Source organism: Dyadobacter psychrotolerans (assembly GCF_004349265.1).
Taxonomy (GTDB): Bacteria; Bacteroidota; Bacteroidia; order Cytophagales; family Spirosomataceae; genus Dyadobacter; species Dyadobacter psychrotolerans.
In genome coordinates this window covers 320,193-338,067 of the sequence record NZ_SMFL01000002.1, presented here as the reverse complement: position 1 = coordinate 338,067, position 17,875 = coordinate 320,193, and the positions used below count along the sequence as shown (strand labels likewise).

The window sequence follows — 17,875 nt, the reverse complement described above, 5'->3', positions numbered from 1 at the left end:
CAAACCACCAATTATGGCCATTCAAACAGTTGACCCAAATACAAACGAGCTCCTTAAATCATTCGAAGAAATGAGTGTTTTTCAGGTAGATGAAGCCATTTCAGGAGCTGTTTCTGCTTTTGCAACATGGAAACAAACCAACTACGAACAGCGTGCCGGTCTACTCCACACAGTAGCCAAGCTGATGCGGGACCAAAAACAATACCTGGCCAGGTTGATTACCATGGAAATGGGCAAACTTATTTCACAGGCTGAAGGCGAGATCAATCTAAGTGCCGATATTCTGGATTACTATGCTGATAATGGTGCAAGGTTCCTGGCCGACAAACCGCTTGCGCCTGAGTTTGGAAAAGCATTTATCCGTTACAGCCCCATTGGTGTTTTACTGGGTGTTGAACCCTGGAATTTCCCATTTTATCAGGTTGCCCGGTTTGCAGCTCCTAATATCATGGTTGGCAATACCGTACTTGTAAAACACGCTTCCATCGTTCCACAATGCGCAATGGCCATCGAAGTTCTGTTTAAAGAAGCCGGTGCGCCAAAAGGTATTTATACCAACTTGTTGATTTCCGGTAAACGTGCATCCATGCTCGTATCGGACAAACGTATCAAGGGTGTTTCACTCACAGGAAGCGAAGCAGCAGGTGCCAGTTTGGCATCAGAAGCCGGAAAAAACCTAAAAAAATCGGTTCTTGAATTAGGAGGAAGTGATGCCTTTATCATTTTGGAAGATGCAGACATTGACAAAGCGGTTGAATGGGCGGTTGTCGGACGGATCAATAACAACGGCGAATGCTGTGTGGCTGCCAAACGGTTTATTGCGATCGAGTCTGTTGCAGATGAGTTCATCACAAAATTCAAAGATAAAATGGCTAATCTGATTGTGGGCGATCCGATGGATGCTGCCACGCAATTGGGACCATTAAGCAGTGAAGAAGCCGCTGTTGCGCTGGCAGACCAGGTGCAAAGATCTGTGGATGCGGGAGCAACGGTTTTACTGGGTGGCAAACGTCCGAGCAGACCTGGTGCTTTTATGGCACCAACGATTCTGACGGATCTGCACCCGGGAATTCCGGCTTATTACGAAGAATTATTCGGCCCGGTTGCTTCATTTTACCGTGTAAAAGATGATCAGGCTGCTATTGATCTGGCTAATGATTCTCCCTTCGGGTTAGGAGGCTCTGTTTTTACCCAGAATATTGAAAGGGGCAAATTGATTGCTGATCAGATTGATACAGGGATGGTCTTTATCAACCACCCGACATGGACCCAGGCAGATCTGCCTTTTGGAGGAACAAAAGGTTCTGGTTATGGCCGTGAATTATCTGAATTGGGAATTGACGAATTTGTCAATAAGAAACTCATTCGGGTTTGTGAGCTGAACGATCCCTTTTAAATTTTACATAGATTTAAAGCTTTGGTATCCGGTTACGAAATTTCTGCTGATGACGCTTCTGAAGAAATACTTGAAAAACTAAATATAAGGAAATAATAAATTTTCCCCGACGCAATCTAAAAACCATGTTTAGTCATTCCGGTACACATCGTACGCCAAATCATAATTTAAAACTGGCTACCCTGCTCGGTCTAACGGCAGGGCTTGTTAATGCAGAAGGTTTTTTAGGGTTTTCTGTCCTTACTACCAACATTACCGGTCATGCAGCATTACTGGCTGAAGGAATTGCCCAGCAAAATTGGGAGAATGCAAAGGTAATTGCTTTATGGATGTTGTTATTTCTTACTGGTGCTTTCACATCCGGCTTATTTTTATCTCTTTTTGCCGCAAACCAACGTTACTCGTATTCCGTTCCGATTGTCATCGAGATCATCATACTTGGCTTTTCAGCAATTTATGGATACAGGTACAATGGATCAACATTTTCCAAAATAGCTCTTCCTGGCAGTTTACTTTTTGCAATGGGTCTGCAGAATGCATTGGTTACGCTCGTTTCCGGATCCGTTGTCAGAACAACACACTTGACAGGCATTTTTACAGATCTGGGTATTGAACTGGCACAACTGTTAAAGACCAGCGTGAAAGATCGCACGGTTCTTCTCTTAAAAATAAAACTTAAATTATTTATCATCAGCTCATTCCTTTCCGGAGCAATCACCGGAGCTTATCTTTTCAAGCGTATCGGATTCAGATCATTTTACATTCCTATCATTATTTTAGCCCTTGTATTGCTGTATGATGTTTTTAGGCTTGATGTAAAACGTTATTACCGGATAAATTCAAGGACTTTTAAACCAGAAAAGACATAAAATAAGGCAGGTCAATAAACCTAATGGATTACCAGGATTTCACCCAATAAGAGAAGGGAGAAATTGGAATAAACCCAATCACGCCCAACTCAATCAACGCAGTATTACCTATTTTTTAATAATCGGAATAACCCAAAACACACTTGCCTGAATCACACTGTTTTTAAAATCGGGACTTATATCTCTTCCGGAGAAGTCCCCTACCTTCGACAGTCCAGCCATATAACGAAGCCCTACCCCAATGCCAGCATCGGATTGGTATCCCAGCCCTGCACCCGCTGAAAGATCCAAGCCCTTCGCAAAATTATTGATTGTCTGGTCCGGAATACTTTCAGTGAGTCTGAAACCAGCCTGCGGACCGCCCTCAATGTAAAATCCATTTGCTATCCTAAATTTCAGCATGACCGGAATATTCAGGTAATTGATTTTAAAATCTTTCTTGCTTCCTGCATTTTCAACCTTGGCTCCCTGAGTAGAAAAAAGTACTTCGGGTTGAATAGAGAAAATCTCTCCAAAACCAAAATTCAGTAGCCCGCCCAAATGATAACCCACTTTTGCATCTGAATTAATATTTCCACCCGAGTAATTGCTGACGTTAACACCCGCTTTCGGGCCAAAACTGAATGACTGCGCAAAAGCAATTGTGCTGAATGCGAATAGTAGAACTGTAATTGATAATTTTTTCATTGTGTTGTTTGAGATAATTAAAATTAATTTTGGCTTTACTGACTGTAAGCCCCGAAAACGATATATTACTACTGCTAAATAATGGTACGAGGCATGATTGTAGTAACTAATATCTTACTTTTACAAAGCTTGCAGAATTAAGTATGTTAAGTATTACACATCAATTCTCATTAGTTGCATTAATCACAGATTAGCGAAATTGACTGTCGCATATCCTGACTAATGAAAATTACCTTTCTACATCCTGTATGATACTGTACATTAAATATATGGTCAGCCTGCGCTGCAAAATGCTGGTGAAAGAAGAGTTAACCAAACTAGGACTTCATTATGTGATCGTCGATTTGGGTACGGTTGAAATTCTTGAAGACATCACGCGGGAGCAACACGATGAACTAAAAAAAAACCTGCTCCGCTCAGGACTTGAACTGCTCGATGATAAGAAGGGGATATTGATCGAAAAAATAAAAGCCGTAATCATAGAGATGGTACACTATGCAGAGGAACTGCCAGTAACCAATTATTCAGATTACATCAGCGAAAAACTGGGTTATGACTACACCTATCTATCCAATACTTTTTCGGAAGTAAAAGGAATAAATATTCAACAATTCATCATACTTCATAAAATTGAAAAGGTGAAGGAATTATTATTATATGAAGAACTCAATCTGACTGAAATTGCTTTCAGACTCCACTACAGCAGCGTATCGCACCTGTCAAACCAGTTCAAAAAAATTACCGGGTTGTCTCCTTCCTATTTTAGAAAACTAAAAATACAACGCACTGAAAACCTGGAAAATATGTAAGATGTGTAACTTATTCAGACCGTTATGTAAGATTTTGCGTGGACTTTCAATGCACCTTTGCGTAACAGGATTCACGATCAATGAAATCCGTTTTAATATTAGACGTCATGAAACCAGAAAAACAACAACGCGTTACAGAAATCATTCAGGCACTTAACGTAAACCTGAAAATTGATGAGAATAATAAAGACACATCAAAGGAGGAAAATGTAATCCGTAAAGCAGCGAAGAAGCTTTATAAGGATTTTTTACACATTGCACAAAAGAAATTATCCAGGGAAAACAAACTATTTGCCAACGAAGTAAAAAAACAGCTTAAAGAGGCCAGACAAGCCGAAAGAACGCTTGCCGTTTCCAATCTGCTTAAAAACAACCTTGAAATAGCCTGATTTGCAGTTCTCCGGACTATTTTAATCGCGCATTTTTTCCCCGAAGTAACATCCTGAAAAAGAAAGTCTGATTCATCTTCATGCAACTCATTCCTTCAAAAATTTTCAATTATGACCAATACCACAGCAGTCCAAAAATCCTGCGAGCCAGATTATGACTCTGAGGCTACCAAACTCGAAACAGATAAAAATCTTGAGAGAAAAGTTATAAATGCGTTACAGGCTAACGTATTTATAAATTGTGAAAAGATCCGGGTGCGCGTTGCGGGCCGTCTTGTATTTTTAGAAGGAACAGTAAATTTATTGAAGGAGCGAATATCGGCTCAAAAATGCATCAGAGATATTTTCGGTATCAGGGCGGTTATCAACTACCTCACCTACCACAACGAATACACCCAGTAGAAAACGCTATTCCGCAGTTCGATTTAACATAATCTACTATCAGTCAGACATTAAAAGAGGAGGTAATCATCATTACCTCCTCTTTTTGCGGTAACTAAGCTCACTTAAACTTCGAAGGATCATTAATTCTTAATATTCTGTAATGTAATAACGATCAGTACCGATTGTGATGATAGTCACCTATTTAAGTCAAACATAACCCTACCTTTCGAATAAGTTCAAAATTGGGGAATGGATCAGCCATCTTTGTAAAATCTCATTGTAACTACAAACCAAACTTAGCCTATATGGTACTCTACATTAAGAATATGGTCAGTTTACGTTGCAAAATCAGGGTTAGGGAAGAATTGGCAAAACTGGGTCTAGATGTCTGTAAAGTCGACCTGGGCGTTGTTCAATTGCTGAAAAAAATAACGATCTCACAACGTAAATGCCTCAGAGAAAATTTGCTCAGTTCGGGACTAGAATTACTGGAGGACAAACGAAGCATTTTGATTGAGAAAATTAAAAACGTTATTATCGAACTCGTACATTATACCGATGATCTCCCAAAAACCAATTATTCCGACTATATCAGCAGAAAAGTGGGTTATGATTATACTTACCTATCCAACCTTTTTTCTGAGGAAAAAGGGATAGACATCCAACATTTTATAATCAATCATAAAATTGAAAGGGTTAAGGAGCTGCTGCAGTACAAAGAGCTAAATCTGACAGAGATTTCTTATAAACTACATTACAGCAGCGTCTCTCACCTTTCAAACCAATTTAAGAAAGTCACAGGCCTATCCCCGTCGATTTATATGCATCAAAGTCAAAAAAGATGGAACAATCTTGAAAACATGTAAAAAGTGTAACTTCTCATATTTTATATGTAACAAATAGTACTATTAATTTTTGCAATTTTAAAGTACCGCTCGGGTTACGTCAAACAGATTTAAATCCAAGTCATGCTAATACGTATATACCAAAACGTCATTTGGCATATTTTATCTTTTAAAAATCTACATTAGCAAATTATGAAAATTGGAAACATATTGTGCAGCATGGTCCTATCTGGCTCAGCAGGTATTATTATCGGAATATTGCTCGCTCCTGATAAAGGTTCACAAACAAGACAAAAAATCAAACGCAAGGCAGAAGATTTGCTGGAAGAAAAAATCATCCGTTACAACCGTATTGTTTGTGAGATAAAAACAAAAATTGATGCGATTTTAGACGAAGTTTTTATTGCAGTACCCGATGAAAATATTCGCAATTGGGCAGATTCAGATCAGAAAAATGAAATTATTGTTTAAATAATCCATTCCTGATATACACCATCAATCATGTTCTAAAACAATTCCAGCCAAAATTAAGCTGAAATAAGGCAGTGGCTCAAAAAGCTTCAACCGCTGGACCTGAAGCAATTATGGCCAGAGTGAAAAAATGAATTCCAATAGATTGAGAAATATGAGATGGCTCCCAAAAACGGGCACACTTTTTTGCACAAGCCAAAGCTTGCAAAAGAGTATGCCTTTCCAGCTACACAGACATAGCAACCAACCGTACAGATAAACGACGAAAGACAGAAGGGCAGTTTGTAACACATGTTTGGCGTCATGGGGGTTGCGTTCTTACATTCAAGCTAAATTTTCAAATTGGGCTTTAGCGCTGCGTTGACTGTTTGTTCTAAACCGTGGCCTATGCCTTAAAAAGCACCATTGCCAAACACCACAAAAGACAACCGTAAAAAACTAAAATTGCGCACCATCGTGTAACATCTATGCTATCAGAGGAAACAAAGCCGTCCGGGCACCATAGTTTAACTGAGTGTTGGCTAAATGTATTTAAATTAATCAGGAAACAACGACCTGTTTAAACCCGGAAGTAATGTAAGGGCATTTTTGTAATAAACCTTTTTTAGTATTTGGTCGCTTAGTCCCATACCGTACATGTTCCAGTGTGCATGGTATTTCGGTCAACTAACATAGATCCTGCCCTTACTCCTCGCGCAAGAACATATAATCAACACTCTTACCATCACCTGAAATCACCGCTTTTACATGATTACCGCTCCGGCTATATGTTATTTTTTTAGGAAAGTCATGCTTTGGGTTTTCACAGGTAAAGCCATTATCCGTAATTGCAGTCAGCTTGAAGTAGACAGGCTTTGGCTCACCAGTCACCGATACTACATAAAAAATATCATTTCCTTTCACAATCAATTCCAGTTTCTCGGTAAAAATAACCTCTTTTCCTTTGAGGGTAACTCCTTTGCCGCTCAGTTTCAAATCTGACACTTTATTCCAGGCCTCATAACCCGATTGGCCTGCACTTGAATTGGTCCGGATCCATTTTCCGGTCAGCCATTCCAGTTTTCTAAATTTTTGCTTGTTACTTTCCTGTGCATTGCTGACATCCATTACCAGTAGCAGGGAGATAATCAGAAGTAGTTTATTTGTGCTCATTTTGTTTTTTCAGCAAAAATAGACGCATTCCCTCTTCTTGTATTGTATAAAACCGACACGGTACGCTATTTGTTCAAAAAGAAATTGGCCATGTTTTTCTCCCCGAAAAAGTAGGCTGAAGGGTCTTCACCTGTGAAAGCCTTGAAATTATGGATGAAATGCGATTGATCATAAAACCCAGACTGGTAAACGATTTCCGCCCAACTGTTTTCTTTCGATTTAATCAATTGAAATATGTAGTTAAACCGGATAATCCTCGCGTAGTATTTTGGCGATAGGCCTATATATTTTTTAAACAGACGCTCCAGTTGACGTTCGCCAATCCCAGATACTGCTACCATGTCTGATACAGTCACCAGTCCGTTGGAATTAAATATCAGATTCAATGGTCCTTCTAAGGGATTTTCCGGCGCAGTCTCAATAAGCTTCACAAAATATTCGTCCAGGATTTTCTTTACGAATTGCTCTTGCCTGTTGCACCCAAGTTTGACACAGTCGTCTAATATTTTCTTTAACTTTCCAAGTTCAGGATTTTGCAGCGAGTCCAGATCTATAATTTTATCCAGATACTGATCCATACTAAAACCAAATAACTGGGTTAATGCTGCGGGTTTCAGTTTAATCGCGATGGAACCGGTACGGCCGGTATTCCGGAGATAAAAGAAGGTTTTGAGTTGTCCGGCCATTAAATTCGGAGATTGCAATGTCCAGTCTCCATTAATTTTGGATTTGTAAACGTCTGCGTAATTGAAAATGATTTCCGTAAAGCCATCCGGAATGATCTTCTCAACCTGAGGCACTGAATCCTGACTGTACATCATCCAGTAGCATTCAATAAATCCTTCCAGATCGGTATGTGGCATAATTCTGGTAAATTCCATGTTACCTGTTTTGAAATAGTAAGATAGATAATTAAATGATGCCTTAGCCAAATTTGCTAATTTAGCCCTTCTGACCGGACGACCTCTTGCACAGCGTCAATGGCAACAAAAAAATATTTAAGATATTAGAAATGATAAGATATATTTTCATATTTTTTTTAACACTCATTGCGATCAGCAGCGTTGAATGTAATGCACAAATTGCTTCGCCAAACAAAGTTGTATCCCATAAGCCCGTAATCATAACCGGTGCTGACCAAACGGAGAAATACTTACCTTATCTGAAAGGAAAACGAATTGGCCTTGTTGCCAATCAGAGCTCGATTATTGGTACGGTAAGCAGCGTAGACAGTTTATCTAGCCTTGGAATTAATATTGTAAAGGTGTTTGGACCGGAGCATGGTTTCAGAGGCAATGCCAGTAACGGGGCTGTGGTGAACAATGAGACAGATGCTAAAACAGGTATTCCAATCATCTCTTTGTACGGCAAAAACCAGAAACCAACAAAAGAGCAGCTGGCAGATATCGACCTTATTGTCTTTGACATTCAGGATGTAGGCTGCCGCTATTATACCAACATCAATACGCTTGAATATGTGATGGAAGCCTGTGCAGAAAACGGCAAACAACTGCTTATTCTTGACAGACCCAATCCTAATGCCTATGTCGTAGACGGGCCTGTAATGACAGATGATAAATTTAAATCTGCCATCGGGATCCATTATACGCCTATGACCCACGGCATGACAATCGGTGAATTTGCGCAATACCTTAATGGAGAAGGGTATTTAAAAAACCCTTGCAAAATAAAGATTATTAAAGTTGCCAATTATAACCATGATATGCCATACGTCTTGCCGGTAAATCCTTCCCCGAATTTAAACACACAGCAGGCAGTAATGCTTTTCCCTAGCTTATGTATGTTTGAAGGAACGGCTATCAATGAAGGACGAGGGACTTATACGCCATTTACCATACTGGGGGCACCCGCATTGAAAGGAAAATATGCATTCTCCTACAAACCGGTAAGTATTCCCGGAATGAGCGAACGGCCCAATCACAAAGACTCTGTTTGTTATGGCCTGGATCTAAGCACTTATGCTATTGATAGGCTTGTTAAGAGCCGGCAAATTAGTCTGTCCTGGTTGATTGAATTATACAATGCCTACCCGGACAAGGCGAACTTTTTTACGCCCGGAAGAGCAGATCAGGATATATCAGCGTTCGATCTGCGCATTGGTACTGATCAATTAAGAAAACAGATCATCGCAGGCGTATCGGAAGCGGATATCAGAAAAAGTTGGGAACCCGGGTTGCAGAAGTTTAAGGCAATACGGATGAAATATCTGCTGTATCCTTGATGAGTAAATTGTTACCCGAGAATATTGATGATTAATCTCCAAATTATTCCGACCGTGTTATGAATATTGAAAAGTTATTCACCTGGATCACGCCTCTTATGCTGGGAGCACTACTGGGCTTGTACGAAATTCTGCACGGACTGTTTTTCGTGCTCTATGGAACTCCGGACCAAAAGAGGGATTATCCGCTCGAAATTGTTCTCGGGCTGCCTATTACGGCGGTATGCCTGGGAGGCCACTTTCTGATTCGACGGATCTCACATTCGAATACGCGCACTATCTGGATCACTGAATCCATACTGGTTGGCTTGCTCATATACGGTTTTTATCGTTCGTAAGAATCAGAAACCAAATCAGCGTATTCATCCATTCATCGCGTTAACAACAACGTCGACTACTTTATCATCTTGAAGCATGCGAAGCAAGAATTTGTTCCCGGAAAAGTTCAGCCAGAATAATCAACTGCCGATAAGGATTGTCACCCCGGGGTTCGGACATTTATCCCCGGAAACGGCTGCGAAATCCGGATTCACAAGCCGGTTACAATATTATTTTTTCCTTTTTGTTTTAGATGGCCGCAGCCACCATATTGTGGATCTGGATACAATTGAAATTGGAAAGCATGAATTGCTTTTTGCATTACCCCATCAAATTCAGGAATATCCGGCGACCGCACATGGCTCGGATTATTTCAAGCTGGGCTTTGATGAAGAATGCTTGTCAAGATTACCCCGGCAATTTCCTTTTCTGCTCAACCCGCTTAACCAGCAGAAGATCCGCTTTTTACCGACGGCGGCTCTCAGAGTTAAGGCCATTTTTGAAATCCTCCTGGGCTTACTGAGCATGGCCGATACCGATCCTGATTTAATCCTTGCCCATCTGAATAGCCTTTTGACAGAGATTAACACCGCTTATTTTGCAGCTGACAGAAAGCCTTCGGATCAAAGAACTGAAAAGTTTATCGGATTCAAGGTATTTGTTGAAAACAACCTCACAGATCACCCGACTATCAGAAACATTGCAGAAGAACTCGCGGTAAGTACAGACAGTTTATATCAGATTGTCAAACATTTCTCAGGACTTTCGCCAAAAGAATTTATAACCAACCGGTTGATACTGGAAGCCCGTAGGCGCTTGCATTACAATGAACGGACTTCGGTAAAAGAGCTGGCTTTCGATCTGGGATTTAATGACCCGGATTATTTTTCCCGCTTGTTCAAGAAGGTGACGGGGAAAACCGTTGCCGGTTTTTTTCAGGATTTGTCCTGAGTTGAGCGGCTTTCATCCAGCTCTGACGCCAAGAATCTTCCGAGCTTTGTTCATCAAAAAAATGTTAAATATGAGCAGAGAATCAAAGACAATCTTAGTAACAGGTGTGACCGGGCTTGTTGGCGCCCGCCTTGTACCGCGCCTTGTTGACGCAGGCTTTTACTGCCACGCATTGGTGCGCGGCGGAAAAGATGCTCCGGCCGGGGCCACAGCCGTAGAAGCTGATCTGCTGGACGAAGCGTCACTGGCAGCGGCGGTTAAGGGTGTTTCGGCAATCGTCCATCTTGCAGCGATTTTCCGCACGCAGGACGTTGATTTGATCTGGAAAAATAATCTTGAAGGTACCCGTAAGCTGATCAATGCAGCAAAAGCGCATGCACCTGGTGCCCGTTTCATTTTGGCAAGCACTACGCATGTCTACAATAAGAACAACCCCCATCCTGGCCGGGAGAATGACGATGTTGATCCGCAACACGCGTATCCCGCCAGTAAAGTTGCGGCTGAAAAGGAGCTGCGTGAATCCGGTATTAACTGGTCTATCCTGCGATTTCCCTTTGTGTATGGAGATGGGGACAAACATCTGGAAACATTGCCAGAACATTTAATTGCAGCCAAATGGCATCCCGCAATGAGAATGAGCACCATTCACCATCGTGACATAGCCACCGCAGTAAACATGGCACTGGCAGGAACCATGGATGGCCGCATCGTGAATATTTCGGACGAGGCACCGACTTCGCTTTATGAGTTGTCAGGGCTTGCCGGCGTTACGATGGAATCATCATCCGAGCCGCTCACAGATCCCTGGTATCTACATTCCGACAGCTCACTTGCACGTAGCCTGGGCTTTCAGCCAGCAGTCAGAACGGTCTATCAGGCGGTGCACGATAAGTTGCTATAAGACTGGCTTACTTCTCCGTTATCAGTGGCTGGCGCGATAGCCGAAAGAATGACTGTTTTGATATTTAATGTCTTTGCCGGAAAGCTGCAGGAGACAAGCCGGTTTTTTGTTTAAAAAGCTTATTGAACGATTGCGGATGTTCAAAACCTAATTGGTAAGCCACTTCCGCAGTTGTCAGCGAATGACTGGTCAACAATTCTTTTGCCTTCTCCAAAAGCCGAAGATGAATGTGCTCCTGCGTAGTTTTGCCCGTCAAAGATTTGAGCATATCTGATAAATAGCGCTGGGAAACTTTTAAATATGCTGCTATTTCCCCGGTCGTGGGTAATCCGCTGTTGAGCGCTTGCTGGTTTGCAAAACGATCTTTGAGATACAGATTCATCAGATCAATTAAATCGTGATGCAGTACATTACGAGTTAAAAACTGGCGGTTGTAAAAACGGTTGCAGTGATTCAGCAGCAACTCGATCTGCGACACCAGTACATCCTGACTAAATTGGTCAATATTGTTTTCCAGTTCAGTCCGAATAGATTCAAACAACGCCGAAATTACTTCCTTTTCCTTTTCTGAAAGAAACAAAGCCTCCGAAACGGAATATGAAAAGAATCCATACTGGTGAATGCTCTTGCCTAGCGGATACTGAAACAACAGATCCGGATGAAAATACAAGGCATAACCCTCGTGTTCTTTCAAATCTGCCGATAATTCGACCAACTGGTTTGGTGCGACAAAAGCAATGCCTCCCTCCCGAAAATCATAAGAGCCTGGCCCGTATTTTGCCCGCCCGCTAAACTTTGATTTGAAGGCTATTTTATAAAAATGCAACAGGTATCGGCTTCCCGCGTCGCTGACGTCTGGTTTGGTCTGGTCATAATGCACCAAGGCAACAAGCGGGTGCAGCGGCTTCGGTAAATGAAGCCGCTGCATCAATGCTGAGATATTGTCAAAAATGATTGGTTGCATGGTATGATAGACTTACAGATATTATAAAAATTAATGCGCAACGCCTCAATCCTGGACTGTCGGACGGATGATAATGTCACCTACATCCACATTGTCAGGCTGCCCAATCGCATAAGCAACGGCATCGGCAATGGCTTTGGCAGGGATTGCAATTTCGTCCGCTTTGTTCTGAATAGCAGTTCGCATGCTTTCATTTTTGATATTACTGATAAATTCCGTGGCTACAAAACCCGGCGAAATGCCTGTTACGCGCCAGCGTCCTGCGGATTCTTGCCGGAGTGCCTCGCTAATTGTCCGCACCGCATTTTTTGTAGCGGCATATACACCCATTGTTGGCACAATGCTGATGCCAGCCGTTGAAATAATATTAATAATGTGCCCTGAACCCTGCGATTTAAATATCGGCAATGCTGCTGCAATACCATAAAGTACACCTTTTACATTGACATCGATCATCTGCTCCCAGCCCTCCACATCGAGTTCTTCCATGCGTTGCAGCTGGCTAACACCCGCATTGTTAACCATTACATCCAGCCTCCCAAAAGCAGTAATTGCCAGATTTGCAAGCCTTTGCACATCCTCCCTGCGCTTCACATCCATTTCCAGCCAGACCACCTGACCACCTGCGCTTTTAATGCGTGTTGCCACAGATTCGAGCCGGTCTGCCCGCCGAGCGCCCAGCACGACTTTTGCGCCATAGTCCGAAAGCAACTCGGCCATAGCCTCACCCATTCCACTGCTTGCACCGGTAATAACCACTACTTTGCCTTCAATTCCATTTTTCATACTAGATCAAAATTTGGTTGATACAAAGCTCCGAACGAACCAGCAGTGAAGTGTAGTCTTACTGGTCGATTGTGTAGTTATAATCGTTGCACAGGTCTGATCATTACCTCTTTTTGAACACGACGAGAAGATGTCAATCGGTTCATTCGCTTTGCGGATGCGGAGTAGTCGCATCTGAAAGGTACTATCAATAGGGAGGACCTGCTCTTTGTATGGAACATTGAATTCAACAAACCGACTTTTGATTACAGGTTGTTTAGAGGCGGCGAGCTTCCTTTGCATGATAATCTGATACACCACTCGAAGTCTCTCAGCAACTCTTTTGAATTTACCTCAAAATTTAAAGCATTATCTTAAATTTTCAAGATCAATGCTTAAATATGGATCATCGAGAAATCATGGCCTATTTTTTGTTGCTATTTACTGATCTGAATATTCCTGATTCGGCAAATGTCTTCATCCTTTTAATTAACAACCCTTCTCTCTGGCTCAGAACTTGTATTCTTCCGCCAGCGCCGCCACCACAACAGAAAGCCTGTAACAGTTAACAACCCGGGTGTAAGTCCTATGATAACATAAAGAATCTTGACTGCAAGTCCGCCAAAGTTACCTACATGTAAAGTGAAAAAAGTCGCCTCAATCCGTTCGCCCAAAGGTTTTTCGCGCAGGCGGGTGATTTTTAGAACTTCCCCGCTTTGCTGGTCCAGCCGCACCGAATTGCCGCTGCCCCATAATTTCAACTGCCCTTTTTCATAACCTCTGACCTCGAACTTGCGCTCTGGCTGTGTTGGCAGGTAAACATAGGTAGGCTCCAGATCCGGCATGGCGAGCAGCGCCTGCTGATACATCCGGTCCGGCGAAACGGAAATGTGCGTATTAGGTTTGGTCGGTACCAGCTCATTCTGCCAGGTTTTTGGTTTAAATGCAAACATATTCATCCAGAAACCGGTGAAGAAGATCACCGCGTTCAAAAGCATAGACCACACACCAACGATCCGGTGCAGATCGGAGCTTATTGTACGCCAGTTTTTCCGGTTGATCTTTACCCGAAAGGTCAGCACTTTCCAAAGCATTTTCCGGTATACCACCGCCCCGGTAAGCAGCGAGAGCAGCATCGTGATCCCAAAAATGGCCGTCAATGCAGCCCCTGGCATACCCAGCTGGAAACTGAAATGAAACTGAAAAAGCCATTCGATAAAGCTCGGCGTAAAATGGCTCGCCGGCCCCTCTCTGAGAACTGCGAAGGTATATGGATCAAAAGAAATCAACCCCAGATCGTAGGTCATCAGACGCGCGTCATTAAAATAGATCCGGAAATTATAAGCTTCATCCGGCCCGGCATCCGGATTGACCCAGGCAATACCGTCCAGGTTCGGATACCGGCTGGTGATCCTGTCATAGCAATTCCGCAGGACCTGATCGGGAACCTTGGTCTGTGCATGTGAAACGTGGAGTAAATCCCGGTTGAAGAAATGATCCAGCTCCGTTCTGAAAACCAGGACGGAGCCGCTTAATCCAAGCAGGATCAAAAATATACCCGTAAACAAGCCAAGCCAGCTATGCAGCTTAAAAAGCTTTCGGCTGAGTGATGATTTTTTCATCTATATTCTGATCATTAACAAATATGAATTACCAGAGATGATAGCTAACCCCTACCCTTACATTCAGCGGATCGCCCAATCCGGCCAGTGTCACGCCCGACCGGCTTCCGGTGAAATAGTGTTTATTGGTCAGGTTATACGCGTTGAGCTGAACCTGAAACCTGTTCCGCTGGTAAGAAAGCGCCGCATCCAGAACCGTGTACGACGGAAAGACAAAATTCTGGTTGGTCAGAAGACCCACCTGGTCGCTCACATAACGCACGCCTGCTGCCAGACCAAACCCTTTAAGCGCTCCTGAAAGCGCGTACTTGCCCCACAAATTGATCTGATGTTTCGGCGCATTGGCAAAACGGTCGCCTTTTTTTCCATAATTGCTCGTGCTTACAAGTACATGTCCATTAAAAGCATATCCCGCGATCAGGCTGAGCCCATTGAGATTGCCCGTTACCGAGAACTCACCTCCACGGCTACGCGTACCGTCGATCGCTGCCTGCCGGTGAGAATTTTCCTCTGTGGGTGCTGCTGTGAGAATGTTGGCATAGTTGATCTGATACAATGATACTGTGGCCGACAACCGGCTGCTGAAAAGATCCGCTTTCGAGCCCACTTCGTACTGGGTCGCCTGCCGGGTTGGGAAAGGTCCGCCAGCCAGCACATTATTGGAAGTCTGAGGATTGAATGATTTCAGATACGTGCCATAAATGGACAAATTCTTCACAGGCAAATACACCAGTCCGATCCTGGGAATCCATCCCGAAGCCTGCAGCTCGTCACCCTGTTTGTTGTCGCGGTCAGATAATGGCGTTTCCTTTCCGTTGTAACTGTCATAACGCAGCGATAGCAGCACTTTTAATTTACCAACACTTACCTGGTCCTGAATGTAGCCGCCGATCAGGTTGGTAATGCGTTTGTTATCATCGGATTCGTCTGCCGGGACGGAAGCGTCAGGAACACTGCCCGCATAATTCGGATTCAATATAGAAATGCGGGTGGAAGATTTGTATTGGTAGTCGTTCTGTGTCCATCCGTAACGGTTGTAATCTGTACCCACAATAATCTGGTGGCCAACCCGGCCTGTTTTTGTGCTGTAAGTGGCAAATGCAGTTGTCTGCAGACTGAACCTGTCGGTCAGCCAATCCTGATATCCCCGGCTGATACTGTCATTGCGAATCCTTCCCACCGGTATGTGATCTGTGAAATCCAGCTTGTTACGCACTGCCCGCTCCACGACCGTGAATTTCAGGTTGTCACTGATCTTATGATCGAAAGTTAATGTAGCGGATGCATTGTGTGTTTTGCCATAATCCGTCGGACTTTGGATCGTCAGGTTGTTTGCATAATGCTTAAAATCAAAACTGCCATCAGGCCGCGTATAAATAAAACTTCCGTTGTCATACTGCTGAACCGCCTTTTGATAGGCGTAATTCAGTTCCAGGCTTAAGGAAGTTCTCCTGCTGAAAAGGTAAGTCAAAGACGGAGCGAGGAACACGTTTTGCTTGTTCTGATAATCCCGGAAACTCTCTGAGCGGTCGTAACCGGCAATGGCCCGGTACAAAAGCTTTTTCTGACCATCAGCCGGCCCGGTGAAATCCACCGATGCGCGCCCAAAACCCCAGCTACCCAAAGAAAAATCCACGCTGGCCCATTTTTCAGATAAAGGCTTTTTCGTAACAAAATTGACCACCCCACCCGGAGAACCTTCACTAAATAAAGCGCCCGAAGGACCACGCAGAAGCTCAACCGATTCAATATTGTAAAGCAATGGCTGCTGGCTCCACAGGAACAGGTTTCCCCGTATTCCATTGTAAAGCAAAAAACTGGCATCATTGGGCGAATAAGCCGTGAAGCCGCGTATTTGAAAATTACCGTTTCCGTTGTTTGCCTTCATGCCCGTGAAAGAACCTGCAATCTCATTTAAAGTGAATGCCTGGCGGTCGCGCAGAACCTGAGATGACATCACCTGCACAGATTGAGGCGTGGAAAGCAGCGGTGTATTGGTGCGGGTGGATGCATTGGAATTCAGTACCTGGTAGCGATTTTTAGCCGTACTTACCACAACCTCCTCCAACTCCTGCCTGCTTTCTGAAAGCTGCAGGTCAAGAAAAGGGTTTTTCCCTTTCGAAATTCGAATACTTTGGCTGTAAGCAGTATAACCCACATTCGAAACCGATAAAATGTAAGATCCGGGCGTGATACCTGTCAGGCTGAACTGACCTTTGGAATCCGTAATGGTTCCCAGACTGGTGTTCTGTAAAGTGATGGATGCGCCTGTAATGGCCTGCTGATCCGCATTGACAATACGGCCACTGAGCGCTCCGGTTCCAGATTGAGCTTGGGAATTAAAACAGCTATTTAAAATAAAAAATAACAGAAACAGATATTTGATTTTCATTTGAACGATAAAATGGTAACTGACCCTACTCATATTTGAAAGGGTGTGATTTAATGTCTTAATCCAAAAAGGTATGGTGTCCGTAAAAAAACGGATGCTTCACGGGGCTACGGTCTGCCTGTCAGAAACGTTAAGCCAACTGTAAACAAGGGGGTGGAACGAGAATGGAAAGCGGCGCCAGGTAGGTCCCCAGCCGGTAAGAGAAGGTTTGCTGCTTATTTTGTGAAAAATTGACTGTTAAAAAAGCAAAAGAAGTATCAGGAGAAGTAAAAAGCTGAAGTGAAGGTATGTTTTGAATCTGTTCACTGGTATTTTGATCCTCTTTTTCCTGCTGTTCTTTCAGCATCTTGGCCAGATAGCAACGGCCGTTGCACTCCAGCTGCGGTTTATCCCGGTTTTTGCAAAGTATCCGGGTTATATACTCCTTGTTGATCTGGTAATATGCGATGGTACCCCACTGACTAAAAGTCGGCAGGATTGTAGTAATAAGCCATATGTAGATTATAACTGTACGCATCAGATCTTTGGCAAATATAACCATGGATTATCTTGCGCTGCACATTTGCGTGTGAAAGTTTCAGATTTTAATGGTACAATCTTTTCATTATGGCATTTTTCCAAAGCATTCTACCATGTCCATTGACCATTATTTAATTATTGTTTCTAAGTTTACTTTTACAATCTATAAAGGATGACCTGGACGGATAAATTCGTCCGG

The 17,875-nt window shown here is 43.0% G+C and carries 19 protein-coding genes and 1 pseudogene; 11 read left to right on the top strand and 9 right to left on the bottom strand.

Features of this window, described 5'->3' with window-relative positions; genetic code table 11:
* The first annotated feature begins 13 nt into the window (after nucleotides 1-13).
* Nucleotides 14-1,396, top strand: a complete 1,383-nt coding sequence (locus E0F88_RS05260; RefSeq protein ID WP_131957105.1) for an NAD-dependent succinate-semialdehyde dehydrogenase — start codon at nucleotides 14-16, stop codon at nucleotides 1,394-1,396.
* Nucleotides 1,397-1,521: 125 nt separating this feature from the next.
* On the top strand, nucleotides 1,522-2,265 hold the full coding sequence (locus E0F88_RS05255; protein WP_131957103.1) for a YoaK family protein: 744 nt from the start codon (nucleotides 1,522-1,524) through the stop codon (nucleotides 2,263-2,265).
* A 108-nt stretch (nucleotides 2,266-2,373) separates the two neighbouring features.
* On the opposite strand, the gene E0F88_RS05250 is transcribed toward E0F88_RS05255, so the two are convergent.
* Nucleotides 2,374-2,952: a porin family protein gene (locus tag E0F88_RS05250; protein ID WP_131957101.1), complete on the bottom strand. Its 579-nt coding sequence runs from the start codon at nucleotides 2,950-2,952 to the stop codon at nucleotides 2,374-2,376.
* Nucleotides 2,953-3,200: 248 nt separating this feature from the next.
* On the opposite strand from E0F88_RS05250, the gene E0F88_RS05245 reads away from it, so the two are divergent.
* The 5 genes from E0F88_RS05245 (at nucleotide 3,201) to E0F88_RS05225 (ending at nucleotide 5,850) form a co-directional block, all read left to right on the top strand.
* Complete coding sequence (locus E0F88_RS05245) at nucleotides 3,201-3,761, top strand: helix-turn-helix domain-containing protein (RefSeq protein WP_131957099.1); 561 nt, start codon at nucleotides 3,201-3,203, stop codon at nucleotides 3,759-3,761.
* Nucleotides 3,762-3,868: 107 nt separating this feature from the next.
* Complete coding sequence (locus E0F88_RS05240) at nucleotides 3,869-4,150, top strand: hypothetical protein (protein WP_131957098.1); 282 nt, start codon at nucleotides 3,869-3,871, stop codon at nucleotides 4,148-4,150.
* Nucleotides 4,151-4,261: 111 nt separating this feature from the next.
* Nucleotides 4,262-4,552 carry a BON domain-containing protein gene (locus E0F88_RS05235; RefSeq protein ID WP_131957096.1) on the top strand — a complete coding sequence of 97 codons (291 nt, stop codon included), beginning with the start codon at nucleotides 4,262-4,264 and terminating at the stop codon, nucleotides 4,550-4,552.
* 287 nt (nucleotides 4,553-4,839) lie between these two features.
* Nucleotides 4,840-5,400 (top strand): helix-turn-helix domain-containing protein, encoded by a 561-nt coding sequence (locus E0F88_RS05230; RefSeq protein WP_131957094.1) that lies wholly within the window; start codon nucleotides 4,840-4,842, stop codon nucleotides 5,398-5,400.
* A 171-nt stretch (nucleotides 5,401-5,571) separates the two neighbouring features.
* Entirely contained in the window at nucleotides 5,572-5,850 is a 279-nt protein-coding gene (locus E0F88_RS05225; protein WP_131957092.1) for a YtxH domain-containing protein, read from the top strand.
* 536 nt (nucleotides 5,851-6,386) lie between these two features.
* Here the strand turns inward: E0F88_RS05225 and E0F88_RS34215 are convergent.
* The 3 genes and pseudogenes from E0F88_RS34215 to E0F88_RS05210 all read right to left on the bottom strand — a co-directional run.
* Nucleotides 6,387-6,509 (bottom strand): annotated as a pseudogene (locus E0F88_RS34215) (amidohydrolase family protein); the annotation flags it as partial.
* A 25-nt stretch (nucleotides 6,510-6,534) separates the two neighbouring features.
* Nucleotides 6,535-7,002 (bottom strand): DUF6265 family protein, encoded by a 468-nt coding sequence (locus E0F88_RS05215; protein WP_131957090.1) that lies wholly within the window; start codon nucleotides 7,000-7,002, stop codon nucleotides 6,535-6,537.
* A 65-nt stretch (nucleotides 7,003-7,067) separates the two neighbouring features.
* On the bottom strand, nucleotides 7,068-7,883 hold the full coding sequence (locus E0F88_RS05210; RefSeq protein ID WP_131957088.1) for a helix-turn-helix domain-containing protein: 816 nt from the start codon (nucleotides 7,881-7,883) through the stop codon (nucleotides 7,068-7,070).
* Nucleotides 7,884-8,014: 131 nt separating this feature from the next.
* Here E0F88_RS05210 and E0F88_RS05205 point away from each other — a divergent pair, with 131 nt between their 5' ends.
* The 4 genes from E0F88_RS05205 to E0F88_RS05190 all read left to right on the top strand — a co-directional run bounded on the left by E0F88_RS05205 (nucleotide 8,015) and on the right by E0F88_RS05190 (nucleotide 11,414).
* On the top strand, nucleotides 8,015-9,244 hold the full coding sequence (locus E0F88_RS05205) for an exo-beta-N-acetylmuramidase NamZ family protein (RefSeq protein ID WP_131957087.1): 1,230 nt from the start codon (nucleotides 8,015-8,017) through the stop codon (nucleotides 9,242-9,244).
* Between the two features lie 59 nt (nucleotides 9,245-9,303).
* Nucleotides 9,304-9,582 carry a hypothetical protein gene (locus E0F88_RS05200; protein WP_131957085.1) on the top strand — a complete coding sequence of 93 codons (279 nt, stop codon included), beginning with the start codon at nucleotides 9,304-9,306 and terminating at the stop codon, nucleotides 9,580-9,582.
* Between the two features lie 76 nt (nucleotides 9,583-9,658).
* Entirely contained in the window at nucleotides 9,659-10,513 is an 855-nt protein-coding gene (locus tag E0F88_RS05195; RefSeq protein WP_131957083.1) for an AraC family transcriptional regulator, read from the top strand.
* A gap of 70 nt (nucleotides 10,514-10,583) precedes the next feature.
* Nucleotides 10,584-11,414 carry an NAD-dependent epimerase/dehydratase family protein gene (locus E0F88_RS05190; protein ID WP_131957081.1) on the top strand — a complete coding sequence of 277 codons (831 nt, stop codon included), beginning with the start codon at nucleotides 10,584-10,586 and terminating at the stop codon, nucleotides 11,412-11,414.
* A gap of 64 nt (nucleotides 11,415-11,478) precedes the next feature.
* Here E0F88_RS05190 and E0F88_RS05185 read toward each other — a convergent pair whose 3' ends face one another.
* The 5 genes from E0F88_RS05185 to E0F88_RS05165 all read right to left on the bottom strand — a co-directional run bounded on the left by E0F88_RS05185 (nucleotide 11,479) and on the right by E0F88_RS05165 (nucleotide 17,674).
* A complete protein-coding gene (locus E0F88_RS05185; RefSeq protein WP_229213682.1) occupies nucleotides 11,479-12,378 on the bottom strand; it encodes a helix-turn-helix domain-containing protein in 900 nt (299 codons plus the stop codon).
* A 45-nt stretch (nucleotides 12,379-12,423) separates the two neighbouring features.
* Nucleotides 12,424-13,164, bottom strand: a complete 741-nt coding sequence (locus E0F88_RS05180; protein ID WP_131957080.1) for an SDR family oxidoreductase — start codon at nucleotides 13,162-13,164, stop codon at nucleotides 12,424-12,426.
* 464 nt (nucleotides 13,165-13,628) lie between these two features.
* Entirely contained in the window at nucleotides 13,629-14,765 is a 1,137-nt protein-coding gene (locus E0F88_RS05175) for a PepSY-associated TM helix domain-containing protein (protein ID WP_131957079.1), read from the bottom strand.
* Between the two features lie 28 nt (nucleotides 14,766-14,793).
* Nucleotides 14,794-17,157, bottom strand: a complete 2,364-nt coding sequence (locus E0F88_RS05170; RefSeq protein WP_131957649.1) for a TonB-dependent receptor — start codon at nucleotides 17,155-17,157, stop codon at nucleotides 14,794-14,796.
* 130 nt (nucleotides 17,158-17,287) lie between these two features.
* Nucleotides 17,288-17,674, bottom strand: coding sequence for a hypothetical protein (locus E0F88_RS05165; protein WP_131957077.1), 387 nt, complete (start codon nucleotides 17,672-17,674; stop codon nucleotides 17,288-17,290).
* Between the last annotated feature and the right edge of the window lie 201 nt (nucleotides 17,675-17,875).